Here is an 11,674-nt window from a genome sequence, read left to right on the forward strand (position 1 = left end):
ATGGAACCTACGGCTATCGTGAGATAGCCGCGCGCAACCAGCGGCCCGCGACCAGGGTCCGGGCCCGGAGGGATTTGGAATATGGCGTTCGCCGTCGCGTCGCAGCTGGATGGCACGCGCCTCGCTGACGGGGAACTGGCCGGCTTGTCGGCCGCCGCGCAATACATCACCGACAGCTGCCTGTGCGACGGCCCGTTGGGCCGGGTCGGGCTGGAACTGGAAGCCCATTGCTACGACCCGGTCGCGCCGCACCGCCGGCCCGGGTGGGGCGAGATCATCGAGGTGATCGAGTCACTGCCGGCGATGCCGGGCGGCAGCGTGGTCACCGTCGAACCCGGTGGCGCCGTGGAACTTTCCGGCCCGCCCGCTGACGGCGTCGCAGCGGCCATCGCGGCGATGACACGCGACCAGGACGTGTTGCGGGCCGCTTTCGCCGCCGCCGGGCTGGGGCTGGTGCTGCTGGGCGCGGACCCGCTGCGACCCGCCAAGCGGATAAATCCGGGACCGCGCTACCGGGCGATGGAACAGTTTTTCGCCGCCACCGACACCGCCGTGGCCGGGGCGGCGATGATGACGTCGACGGCGTCGGTGCAAGTCAACGTCGATGCGGGCCCGCAGGCCGGGTGGGCGGCGCGGGTGCGGCTGGCGCACGCGCTCGGACCGGTCATGATCGCGATGGCCGCGAACTCTCCGATGTTGCGCGGAGAATTCTCCGGCTGGGTGTCCACCCGTCAACGGGTGTGGAGTCAACTCGATGCGGCGCGCTGTGGGCCCATCCTGACCGCCAGCGGCGACGATCCGGGCACCGACTGGGCGCGTTACGCGCTCAAGGCGCCGGTGATGTTGGTGCACATGCCCCCGGAAGGCGCCGCGGAGCCCGTGCGGCACTATGTGCCGTTCGCCGACTGGGCCGACGGCCGGGTGGTGCTCGGTGGACGCCGGCCGACCACGGCAGACCTGGAGTACCACCTCACGACGCTGTTCCCGCCGGTGCGGCCCCGACGTTGGCTGGAGATCCGCTATCTGGACAGCGTGCCCGACGCGATCTGGCCCGCGCTGGTCTACACCTTGGTGGCGCTGCTGGACGACCCGCAGTTGACGAGCATCGCGGCCGAGGCCGTCGAACCCGTCGCCACGGCCTGGGACACCGCGGCGCGGGTGGGGCTGGCCGATCGGCGGCTGCACGCCGCCGCCACGCGCTGCGTGACCGCCGCGGCCGAACGGGTGCCCCCTGCAATGACCGGCGCGATGGGCCGCCTGGTTCAGGCGGTCGAGCAGGGCCGCTGTCCCGCGGACGACTTCTGCGATCGGGTGATCAAACACGGCATTGCGCCGACCGTCAGCCAGTTAGCGCGAGGACAATCGTGACATCACGAGAAGCGTTGGCGGACGGCCTGATACGGGCACGCGAACGCACCCTGCGGCTGGTGGATTTCGACGACGCCGAGCTGCGCCGGCAGTACGACCCGTTGATGAGCCCGCTGGTGTGGGATCTCGCCCACATCGGCCAGCAGGAGGAGCTGTGGCTGCTTCGCGACGGCGACCCGAACCGGCCGGGGATGCTGCCGCCGGCGGTCGAGGGCCTCTACGACGCCTTCGTGCACTCCCGGGCCAGTAGAGCCGAATTGCCACTGCTGTCGCCCGATCAGGCCCGCGCGTACTGCAGCACGGTGCGCTCAGCGGCGCTGGATGCTCTCGACGCGCTGCCCGACGAGCCCGACGCCGTTTTCACATTCGGGATGGTGGTCAGCCACGAACACCAGCACCACGAAACCATGCTGCAAGCGCTGAACCTGCGCACCGGCTCGCCGTTGCTGTCGTCGGGTACAGCGCTGCCGCCCGGGCGTCCCGGCGTCGCGGGGACGTCGGTGCTGGTTCCCGAGGGCCCGTTCGTGCTGGGCGTCGACGCCGCGACCGAACCGTTTGCGTTGGACAACGAACGTCCCGCCCACGTCGTCGACGTGCCGGCGTTCCGCATCGGGCGGGTACCGGTCACCAACGGCGAGTGGCGGCAGTTCATCGACGACGGCGGCTACGACGAGCCGCGGTGGTGGTCGGCGCGCGGCTGGGAGCACCGCCAGCGCGCCAGACTGACCGCGCCGCAATTCTGGAGCGCCGATCAGAAAACCCGGACCCGGTTCGGCCACGTCGAAGACATCCCGCCCGACGAACCGGTCCAGCATGTCAGCTATTTCGAAGCGGAGGCCTACGCAAAGTGGGCTGGGGCGCGGCTACCCACCGAAGTCGAGTGGGAGAAGGCGTGCGCGTGGGATCCGGCCGCGGGCGCCCGGCGCCGTTACCCCTGGGGCGACGAGGAGCCGTCAGCCACGCACGCCAACCTCGGTGGCGCGGCGCTGCGTCCCGCGCCCGTCGGCGCGTACCCGGACGGGGTGTCGGCCTACGGCGTCGAGCAGATGCTCGGTGATGTCTGGGAGTGGACCAGCTCGGAGCTGCGGCCGTGGCCGGGATTCACCCCGATGATCTACCAGCGCTATTCGCAGCCGTTCTTCTTCGGTGACTACAAAGTGCTGCGCGGCGGATCGTGGGCGGTCGAGGCCGGCATCCTGCGGCCGAGCTTCCGCAACTGGGATCACCCGTATCGTCGCCAGATCTTCTGCGGCGTCCGGCTGGCCTGGGACGCCTGATGTGCCGGCACTTGGGATGGCTCGGCCGCGACGTCACGGTCTCGTCGCTGGTGCTCGATCCGCCATACGGCCTGCGGACTCAGTCCTACGCGCCGCGGCGGCAAAAGCATGGGTTGCTCAACGCCGACGGTTGGGGCGTGGGCTTTTTCGACGGCGATGAGATTCGGCGGTGGCGCAGCGCAGCACCGCTGTGGGGAGACGTGTCGTTCACCTCGGTGGCGCCCGCACTGCGCAGTCACTGCGTGCTGGCGGCGGTGCGTTCGGCGACGGTGGGCATGCCGATCGAAGTGAGCGCGACGGCGCCTTTCACCGACGGCCGGTGGCTGCTCTCGCACAACGGCATCGTCGACCGGCGCATTATGCCGGTCACGTCGTCCGCCGAATCAATTTGTGACAGCGCCATTCTCGCCGACCTGATCTTTGCCCGCGGCCTTGATGCGCTGGGCGACGTAATCGCCGAACTCGGCACCGCTGACCCGCATGCCCGGTTGAATATACTGGCCGGCAACGGCTCACGGCTGTTGGCCACCACCTGGGGTGACACCTTGTCGGTGCTGCGCCGCGAGGATGGTGTGGTGGTGGCCAGCGAGCCGTACGACGACGACCCCGATTGGGAAGACGTTCCGGACTGCCATCTCGTCGAGGTCACCGCGGACGGCGTCACCCTGACCGCACTGGGAGGAAAACGATGACGCTGTCCCTGTCGAACCATCTGAGCGCGGACTCCGCTTATCAGGCGCTGCGGCGTGATGTGTTCGACGGCCTGCGGAGCTTCCCGAAGACATTGCCGCCCAAGTGGTTTTACGACTCGATAGGCAGCGAGCTGTTCGACCAGATAACCCGGCTACCGGAGTATTACCCGACCCGCGCCGAAGCGCAGATCCTGCGTGCCCGGTCGGCTGAGATCGCTTCGGCCGCCGAGGCGGACACCTTGGTCGAACTTGGCAGCGGAACGTCGGAGAAGACCAGGTTGCTGCTGGAGGCACTGCAGGCCGCCGGGTCATTGCGCAGATTCGTGCCGTTCGACGTCGACGCCAGCATGCTGTCCTCGGCGGCGACCGCTATCAAGCGTGACTATCCGGATATCGAAATCGCAGCGGTGTGCGGCGATTTCGAGGAACACCTGGCCGAGATCCCCGGGGGCGGTCGGCGGCTGTTCGTGTTCTTGGGATCGACCATCGGCAACCTGACGCCGGGTCCGCGTGCCGACTTTTTGGCGTCGCTGGCCGCGGTGATGCAGCCCGATGACAGCCTGTTGCTGGGCACCGACCTGGTCAAGGACACCGGCCGGTTGGTGCGCGCCTACGACGACGCCGCCGGAGTCACCGCCCGGTTCAACCGCAATGTGCTCGCGGTGATCAACCGGGAACTCGACGCCGATTTCGACATCGACGCCTACGTGCACGTGGCCCGGTGGAATGCCGACGCGGAGCGCATGGAGATGTGGCTGCGTGCCGAGAGCCCGCAGCGGGTGCGCATCGGTGCGCTCGAACTGACCGTCGAGTTCACCGCCGGCGAAGAGATGCTCACCGAGGTGTCGTGCAAGTTCCGGGCCGAGGCGGTGGCCGCTGAGCTCGCCGAGGTGGGGCTGCGGCGCACTCAATGGTGGACCGACGACGCCGGCGATTTCGGCTTGTCGCTTGCCGTCAAGTGACTTCGTTGACCGAGAGCTGGCGGGCGGCGCGTCCGATGGTGGCCGGGCTGCACCTGGACAGCGCGGCCTGTTCGCGGCAGAGCTTCGCCGCGCTTGACGCCGCCGCCCGACACGCGCGGCACGAGGCCGAAGTCGGCGGTTACGTCGCGGCGGAGGCCGCCGCACCGGCGCTGGATGCCGGTCGAGCCGCGGTTGCTGAGCTGTTCGGTATGCCCGGCGCCGAGGTGGTGTTCACCACCGGATCCCTGCACGCATTGGATCTGCTGCTGGGCAGTTGGCCGCCCGGCGGTCGCACGCTGGCGTGCCTGCCCGGCGAATACGGGCCCAACTTGGCGGTGATGGCCGCGCATGGTTTCGCCCGCCGACCGCTGCCCGTCGACGGCGATGGCAGGGTCGCGGTCGACGAAGCCGCGGTGGGGCTGGCGACCGACCCGCCCGACCTGGTGCACCTGACCGCAGTGGCCAGCCACCGCGGGGTGGTGCAGCCGCTCGCCGAGATGACCCAGCTCTGCCGTGAACTCCGATTGCCGTTGGTCGTCGACGCTGCCCAGGCGCTCGGTCACGTGGATTGCGCGGTGGGCGCCGACGCGGCCTATGCGTCGTCGCGCAAGTGGATCGCCGGCCCGCGCGGTGTCGGGGTTCTTGCGGTGCGTGCCGAGCTCATGCAGCGGCTGGTGCCGCGGCTGCCGCCACCGGATTGGGTGTCGTCGCTTCCGGTGGCTGCGCGACTCGAACTCGGCGAAGCCAATATCGCGGCGCGAGTGGGTTTTTCGGTCGCGCTGGGCGAGCATATGGCCGCCGGGCCGGCGGCGGTGCGGGATCGTCTCGCCGAAGTGGGCCGGATGACCCGCGTCGCGTTGGCCGATGTGCGGGGATGGCGGGTCGTCGAGCCACTCGACGAGCCGAGCGCGATCACAACGCTCGCCGCGGTGGACGGCTCCAATCCAGAAGTGGTGCGCGGCCGGCTGATTCGCGAACGCCAGATCGTCACCACTGCAGCCGGGGTGGAGCGGGCGCCGCTGGAGCTGACCGCACCCGTGCTGCGAATCTCCCCGCACGTCGACGCCACCAGCGAGGATCTGGCGATGTTCGCCGGGGCGCTGGCCGACGTGAGCTGATCGCTATTCCCAGGTGTGTACTGGCTCGTTGGCGTGCATGTGCTCGCAGTAGCGCCGGAGCATCTCGGCCAGCGCTTGGGGCCGGGTCATGCCGCCTTCCTGCAGCTTTCGTACCGTGGCCACCTGCCAGGTCGCCCCGTTGCGGCCGGATTTCGCGCGGCCCTCGATGATGCCGAGGAACCGGTCGCGGACTTCGGCGGTAGCTCCCCATCGCCGCAGGCCCTCGTCGGCCATCGGCAGCAACTGGCGTAACACCAGGTCGTCGATGGCCACCTGGCCCGCGCCGGGCCAATACAGGTTCGCGGCCATGCCGCTCTTCGCGGCCTCCAGGAAATTGGCATGGGCCGCAGCGAAACTCATTTTCGTCCACAGCGGACGATCCTCTTCCGACAGCGCGCGCAGCATGCCGTAGTAGAACGCCGAGTTGGCGATCATGTCGACGACGGTCGGTCCGGCCGGCAGCACCCGGTTCTCCACCCGCAGATGCGGCCGCCCGTTTACGACGTCATACACCGGGCGATTCCACCGGTAAACGGTGCCGTTGTGCAGCCGCAATTCCGACAGCTGCGGCGTGCGCCCAGCGGCGAGTTCGGCCATGGGATCCTCGTCGGACACCTCGGGCAACAACGACGGGAAGTACCGCACGTTTTCCTCGAACAGATCGAAGATCGATGTGATCCAGCGCTCCCCGAACCACACCCGTGGCCGCACTCCTTGAGCCTTGAGCTCGTCCGGCCGAGTGTCGGTGGCCTGTGCGAACAGTTCGATCCGGGTTTCTGCCCAGAGCTGATGACCGAAGAAGTACGGCGAGTTAGCTCCGAGTGCCAGCTGTGGGCCGGCCAGTACCTGGGCGGCATTCCAGTTGTTGGCGAAGTCAGCTGGGGACACTTGCAGGTGCAATTGCATGCTGGTGCAGGCCGATTCGGGTGCAATCGTCGCCGAGTTCAGGCTCAGCGGCTCAGGGCCGTCGATGTCGATCTGGATGTCCTCGCCGCGGGCGATGAAGATTGAGTCGTTGAGGGCCCGATACCGCGTCGAGTCGCTCATCCAACCCTCGTGCAAATGCTCGGGCATCAGGGTGGGAAGGATTCCGATCATCACGATGTGGGCGCCGTCGGTATGGGCCTTGGACTCCGCGGCGTTCAAACTCGCCCGCACCTCGGCTTCCAGCTCGATTGCGGTGCGGCCCGGTAATGCCCGGGGCGGGACATTGAATTCGATGTTGTACAAGCCTAATTCGGTCTGATAAGCGGGATCGGCGATCGCGGCCAGCACATGCTTGTTCGACATCGCCGGCTGGTAGTCGGCGTCGACCAGGTTGCACTCGATCTCCATCCCGGTGAGCGGGCGTTCGAATTCGAAGCTCGACTGGGCGAGCATCGTTTCGAACACGTCCAGACACAGCTGCACCTTGCGCCGGTAATCCTGCCGCTGCGCGTGGCTGTATCTGGTCCGCTTGACCTCCTCGCCCACAGTGCCAGGCTAGCCGCGAAAAGCCACCGCACGCTGCGGATGGCCACAATGTCGAATGCCCGAGTGCCCAGGTACGCCATCATGGATGACGTGGCTGAGTCGCCGGAGTTCATCGTCTCGATCGACCAGGGCACCACCAGTACCCGCTGCATCGTCTTCGACCACGGCGGCGCGGAGGTGGGCCGTCACCAGCTCGAGCACGAGCAGATCCTGCCGCAGGCCGGCTGGGTGGAGCACGACCCGGTCGAGATCTGGGAGCGCACCTCTTCGGTGCTGACCTCGGTGCTCAATCGGACCAACCTGGCGGCTAAAGGTATTGCCGCCCTGGGAATTACGAATCAGCGGGAAACCACGTTGGTGTGGAATCGGCATACCGGGCGTCCGTATTACAACGCGATCGTGTGGCAAGACACCCGCACCGACCGCATCGCCTCGGCGTTGGACCGGGACGGGCGCGGTGACGTGATCCGTCGTAAAGCCGGTCTGCTGCCGGCGACGTACTTCTCTGGGGGCAAGCTGCAGTGGATTCTGGACAATGTCGACGGGGTGCGCGAGGCCGCCGAACGCGGTGAGGCCGTGTTCGGCACCGCTGACACCTGGCTGTTGTGGAACCTCACCGGTGGTCCGCGTGGCGGCGTGCACCGCACCGACGTCACCAACGCCAGCCGGACCATGTTGATGAACCTGGAAACGTTGGACTGGGACGACGAGCTGTTGTCGCTGTTCAAAATCCCGCGCGCAATGCTGCCGACTATCGGGCCGTCGGCGTCTCCGCAGCCCCACGGGGTGACCTCAGGGGCCGGCCCGCTCGGCGGCGAGGTACCGATCACCGGAATCCTGGGTGACCAGCATGCGGCGATGGTGGGCCAGGTGTGCCTGGCTCCGGGCGACGCCAAGAACACCTACGGCACCGGCAATTTCCTGCTGCTCAACACCGGCGAAGAGATCGTGCGGTCGGCCCACGGGCTGCTGACTACGGTTTGCTATCAGTTCGGAGAGGCCAAACCCGTTTACGCCCTTGAGGGGTCGATTGCGGTTACCGGATCAGCGGTGCAGTGGCTGCGCGATCAGCTGGGCATCATCAGCGGCGCGGCGCAAAGCGAGGCACTTGCCCGTCAGGTCTCCGACAACGGCGGAGTGTATTTCGTGCCGGCGTTCTCCGGGCTGTTCGCACCGTACTGGCGATCGGATGCCCGCGGCGCGATCGTCGGGCTGTCGCGGTACAACACCAATGCGCACCTGGCGCGTGCGACTCTGGAGTCGATCTGCTACCAAAGCCGCGACGTGATCGAGGCAATGGCAGCCGATTCCGGTGTGCGCCTTGAGGTTTTGAAGGTCGACGGCGGCGTTACCGCCAACGAGTTATGCATGCAGATCCAGGCCGACGTGCTCGGTGTCGACGTGGTGCGCCCGGTGGTCGCCGAGACCACCGCGCTGGGGGCGGCATATGCAGCCGGGCTGGCGGTGGGGTTTTGGGCTGATCCCGACGAGCTGCGGGCCAATTGGCGCGAGGACAAGCGGTGGACGCCGAACTGGAGCGACGACGAACGCGCGGCGGGGTATGCCGGCTGGCGCAAAGCCGTCCAACGCACCCTGGACTGGGTCGACGTGTCCTGATCCCCCGCCGCCCAACTGGCTACTCGTCCTCGCTGAGAACCGTGTAGATCTCGCGGCGCGCATTGTTGACGATCTCGATGATGCGCTGCTGCTGCTCGGCCGTCGCCGCGTGCGCGGATTGCGCCACGGCACCGAACAGTTGGCCGAGGGCGGTCCGCAGGTTGATGTGCGCTGGGTCGACGCCGTCGGCGATCTCGTCCCATGGCGGAGTCTGGACCTTTTCAGCGGCGGCCCGACCCTCCTCGGTCAGCTCGAAAAGTCGCTTGCTGCCCTCGGTTTCAGAACCGACGATCAGGCCTTCGTCCACGAGCAGTTGCAGGGTCGGATACACCGAGCCGGGGCTGGGACGCCACAGGTCTTGGCTGCGTTCGGCGATCTGCTGGATCATTTCGTAACCGTGCATCGCTCGCTCGGCCAGCAGGACCAGGATCGCCGCGCGTACGTCGCCGCGACGCCCACGCCGACCGGGACCGCCGCGCCGCCCACCGCGCGGGCCGGGGCCGAACCCGAAGCCGAACCCGCCGGGTCCAAAACCTCGACCGAATCCGAACCCCGGCCCGAACGGTCCATCAAACGGCCCGGTGCGACCGGCGTCGTGGCCGCGGACATAGTTGCGGAACTCGCGGCGAGCCTGCCGGCGCTGCTCGTGCAGTGCGCGGCGGTCGACTGGGCCGAAGCCGAACCCATGCGGGCCGGCACCGCCGCCGAAGGGGGTCCCGAACGGGGGAAATGGTGCATCCATGCTGTGTCTCGTTTCTGGAAAGGCAGCGCCCGATGCGCTACCGATATGATTACGATATATCGAATAATATCGCGATGCAACGGCTGGCGTGTGCGCGCGGTTTCCCGTCGGAGCCACGTGGGTAGGTCTGCACGGATGAACGAGGCAAACGCAGGGAAGCTCGACACCGCAGCCGCACCGGCGGCCCCAAACGAGGCACCAGAAGGTGGGCGGCTGCGCGTCTGGGTGAACTGGGTGCTCGCGCTGTTGACGGTGCCCGCCGCGGCGGTGGTGCTGGTCTTCGCGCTCGGCGCTGTGATGAGCACGGCCGGCTGCAGCCCTGGGCAATGCCCCAACCTCGGGCCTGGCGGTATCAGCTTTGGGGTGTTGTTTTACGGCGCCCCGATCGTCGCCGCGCTGGCGATCGTGCTGTCGGTTTTCACCGCGCGGCGCCGCTGGGGGATTGCTGTCCCGCTATGCGCACTGGCGTTGCTGGTCGCCGACATCGTCATCGTCGCCGTCACGGTGGTGCAATAACTCACCGCGGCGGTGTGAAACCGCCTGTCGGCGGCCATGATTGCGGCGGCTGAGGCCAGGGTTGCGGGGGTGCTGCGGGAGGACCGGGAGGACGCAGCCGCGCGAGCTCGCGGCGGTGTCGCTCGGCGAGCACCGCGGCGAGCGCGAGATGCGGCGGAGTGCCCGGCGGGGGCGGCGGCGCCACATGAGCCAGCACGTCCGCAGCAATGCGACAGGCCATCTGATAGCGCAGGTGCGGCTCGAGTTGTGGTGCACGCGCGAGGAATTGGCGAGCCAGCTCAGCCTGTGCGCCGCTCAGCCCCGACAACTGCAGCGACGCCGCCCACCAACTCAGCGACGGCGGCATCGCCGGCGGCGGCGGAAGTCTGCCGCCGCGTTCGCTGATCACCACGGTACCGGCGAAGATGTCGCCGATCCGCTTACCTTTCGGCGACAGCAGGCTGCACAACACCGCCGGACTTCCCAGCAGCATCCAGATCTCGACAACTGCGGCCAGCGCGCGAAAAAGCGCTTGGCGGAACCGTTCTGGTCCACCGTCGTCGGACACCACCCGAAGGCCCATCACAATCTTGCCCAGCGAGCGGCCCCTGGTAGCGGTCTCCATGGCAACCGGATATCCGACCAACACCAGGACGGTGAAGATGATCAGGATGGCGGCGGTGATTGCTTCGTCGAACTGCTCGAGGGTGGCCGCCCACAACATCAGGCCCAGCAAGTAACCGATGACGGTCACCGCGATGTCGATCACCGCCCCGACCGCGCGTACCGGCAATTGCGCGATCTGCACATCGAGCACCACCGCGTCCCCGGTCACCACCTCCGCCATAGGGCAAACGCTACCTACTGGCGGCGACCCGCTGCACTCGGCTTCGCCGCTACGTACTGGCGGCCGCTACCCTTGGCGCTTGTGGACGTCGACGCGTTCCTGCTCGCGCATCGTGACAGCTGGAAGCGGCTCGACTATTTGGTGAAGCGCCGCCGTCGACTCACCGGTGCCGAGATTGACGAACTGGTCGACCTGTACCAGCGGGTGTCCACGCATCTGTCGATGCTGCGCTCTGCGTCATCGGATGCGGTGCTGATCGGCCGGCTCTCGACACTGGTGGCGCGGGCCCGCGCCGCCGTCACCGGCGCCCACGCTCCGTTGAGCAACGAGTTCACCCGGTTTTGGACGGTCTCCTTCCCGGTGGTGGCCTACCGTGCCTGGCGGTGGTGGCTCGCGACGGCCCTGGTGTTCTTCGCGGTGGTGATCGCGATCGCAATGTGGGTCGCGGGCAATCCGGAGGTCCAGGCCAGCATCGGAACACCAAGCGAGATCGACGAATTGGTCAACCACGACTTCGCCTCGTACTACAGCGAGCATCCGGCGGGGGCGTTCGCGCTGCAGGTGTGGTTGAACAACGCCTGGGTGGCCACTCAGTGCATCGCGTTCGCCGTCGTATTGGGATTGCCGATCCCGTTGGTGCTGTTTCAAAACGCTGCCAACCTCGGAGGGGTCGCGGGCCTCATGTGGCAGGCGGGCAAGGGCGACATCCTCTTGGGATTGCTGATCCCACACGGCCTGCTGGAATTGACTGCGGTGTTTTTGGCCGCTGCGACCGGCATGCGGCTGGGGTGGTCGGTGATCGCGCCCGGCCACCGACCGCGCGGTCAGGTTCTCGCTGAGCAGGGCCGCGCCGTCGTCGCGGTTGTCATCGGGCTGGTGGTGGTTTTACTCGTGTCGGGCGCGATCGAGGCACTGGTGACTCCGTCCCCGTTGCCGACTTTCCTGCGGATCGGGATCGGAATCGCCGCCGAGGCCGCATTTTTGACCTATGTAATCCATTTCGGCCGGCGGGCGGCCCGTGCCGGCGAGACCGGCGACATCGCCGACGCGCCCGACGTGGTGCCCACCGGCTGATGACGGCCA

At 67.7% G+C, this 11,674-nt stretch carries 11 protein-coding genes; 8 read left to right on the forward strand and 3 right to left on the reverse strand.

Going from position 1 to position 11,674, the window contains the following annotated elements:
* The first annotated feature begins 81 nt into the window (after positions 1 to 81).
* Genes egtA through egtE form a run of 5 tightly spaced genes read left to right on the forward strand, consistent with a single transcriptional unit; the run spans position 82 to position 5,417 of the window.
* Positions 82 to 1,368, forward strand: a complete 1,287-nt coding sequence (gene egtA / locus MSP7336_RS06975; RefSeq protein ID WP_069397215.1) for an ergothioneine biosynthesis glutamate--cysteine ligase EgtA — start codon at positions 82 to 84, stop codon at positions 1,366 to 1,368.
* On the forward strand, positions 1,365 to 2,645 hold the full coding sequence (gene egtB / locus MSP7336_RS06980; RefSeq protein WP_113963366.1) for an ergothioneine biosynthesis protein EgtB: 1,281 nt from the start codon (positions 1,365 to 1,367) through the stop codon (positions 2,643 to 2,645). The genes egtA and egtB overlap by 4 nt, the downstream gene beginning before the upstream one ends.
* On the forward strand, positions 2,645 to 3,337 hold the full coding sequence (gene egtC / locus MSP7336_RS06985; RefSeq protein WP_069397217.1) for an ergothioneine biosynthesis protein EgtC: 693 nt from the start codon (positions 2,645 to 2,647) through the stop codon (positions 3,335 to 3,337). Before egtB ends, egtC begins: the two co-directional genes overlap by 1 nt.
* The gene (gene egtD, locus MSP7336_RS06990; protein WP_069397218.1) at positions 3,334 to 4,299 is read left to right on the forward strand and encodes an L-histidine N(alpha)-methyltransferase; all 966 of its coding nucleotides are present in this window, start codon (positions 3,334 to 3,336) and stop codon (positions 4,297 to 4,299) included. Before egtC ends, egtD begins: the two co-directional genes overlap by 4 nt.
* On the forward strand, positions 4,296 to 5,417 hold the full coding sequence (gene egtE / locus MSP7336_RS06995) for an ergothioneine biosynthesis PLP-dependent enzyme EgtE (protein WP_280524359.1): 1,122 nt from the start codon (positions 4,296 to 4,298) through the stop codon (positions 5,415 to 5,417). The genes egtD and egtE overlap by 4 nt, the downstream gene beginning before the upstream one ends.
* Before the next feature lie 3 nt (positions 5,418 to 5,420).
* Here the strand turns inward: egtE and MSP7336_RS07000 are convergent, their stop codons facing one another.
* Positions 5,421 to 6,890, reverse strand: coding sequence for a glutamate-cysteine ligase family protein (locus MSP7336_RS07000; RefSeq protein ID WP_069397220.1), 1,470 nt, complete (start codon positions 6,888 to 6,890; stop codon positions 5,421 to 5,423).
* A gap of 81 nt (positions 6,891 to 6,971) precedes the next feature.
* Here MSP7336_RS07000 and glpK point away from each other — a divergent pair, with 81 nt between their 5' ends.
* On the forward strand, positions 6,972 to 8,507 hold the full coding sequence (gene glpK / locus MSP7336_RS07005; protein WP_425325734.1) for a glycerol kinase GlpK: 1,536 nt from the start codon (positions 6,972 to 6,974) through the stop codon (positions 8,505 to 8,507).
* A 19-nt stretch (positions 8,508 to 8,526) separates the two neighbouring features.
* Here glpK and MSP7336_RS07010 read toward each other — a convergent pair whose 3' ends face one another.
* A complete protein-coding gene (locus MSP7336_RS07010; RefSeq protein WP_069397221.1) occupies positions 8,527 to 9,249 on the reverse strand; it encodes a PadR family transcriptional regulator in 723 nt (240 codons plus the stop codon).
* Between the two features lie 135 nt (positions 9,250 to 9,384).
* Between MSP7336_RS07010 and MSP7336_RS07015 the strand changes: the two genes are divergently transcribed.
* Positions 9,385 to 9,765, forward strand: coding sequence for a hypothetical protein (locus MSP7336_RS07015; RefSeq protein WP_069397222.1), 381 nt, complete (start codon positions 9,385 to 9,387; stop codon positions 9,763 to 9,765).
* A 1-nt stretch (position 9,766) separates the two neighbouring features.
* On the opposite strand, the gene MSP7336_RS07020 is transcribed toward MSP7336_RS07015, so the two are convergent.
* Positions 9,767 to 10,591 (reverse strand): RDD family protein, encoded by an 825-nt coding sequence (locus tag MSP7336_RS07020; protein WP_069397223.1) that lies wholly within the window; start codon positions 10,589 to 10,591, stop codon positions 9,767 to 9,769.
* Positions 10,592 to 10,672: 81 nt separating this feature from the next.
* On the opposite strand from MSP7336_RS07020, the gene MSP7336_RS07025 reads away from it, so the two are divergent.
* Complete coding sequence (locus MSP7336_RS07025) at positions 10,673 to 11,665, forward strand: stage II sporulation protein M (RefSeq protein WP_069397224.1); 993 nt, start codon at positions 10,673 to 10,675, stop codon at positions 11,663 to 11,665.
* Positions 11,666 to 11,674: the final 9 nt, after the last annotated feature.

The sequence above is a fragment of the Mycobacterium shimoidei genome, from assembly GCF_900417275.1.
Classification (GTDB): Bacteria; Actinomycetota; Actinomycetes; order Mycobacteriales; family Mycobacteriaceae; genus Mycobacterium; species Mycobacterium shimoidei.

Bases quoted from the DNA above. Each gene is read 5' to 3' on its own strand.
- egtC (WP_069397217.1), top strand. From the start codon at position 2,645: ATGTGCCGGCACTTGGGATGGCTCGGCCGCGACGTCACGGTCTCGTCG.
- egtD (WP_069397218.1), top strand. From the start codon at position 3,334: ATGACGCTGTCCCTGTCGAACCATCTGAGCGCGGACTCCGCTTATCAG.
- MSP7336_RS07010 (WP_069397221.1), bottom strand. From the start codon at position 9,249: ATGGATGCACCATTTCCCCCGTTCGGGACCCCCTTCGGCGGCGGTGCC.
- egtA (WP_069397215.1), top strand. From the start codon at position 82: ATGGCGTTCGCCGTCGCGTCGCAGCTGGATGGCACGCGCCTCGCTGAC.
- glpK (WP_425325734.1), top strand. From the start codon at position 6,972: ATGGATGACGTGGCTGAGTCGCCGGAGTTCATCGTCTCGATCGACCAG.
- MSP7336_RS07020 (WP_069397223.1), bottom strand. From the start codon at position 10,591: ATGGCGGAGGTGGTGACCGGGGACGCGGTGGTGCTCGATGTGCAGATC.
- MSP7336_RS07015 (WP_069397222.1), top strand. From the start codon at position 9,385: ATGAACGAGGCAAACGCAGGGAAGCTCGACACCGCAGCCGCACCGGCG.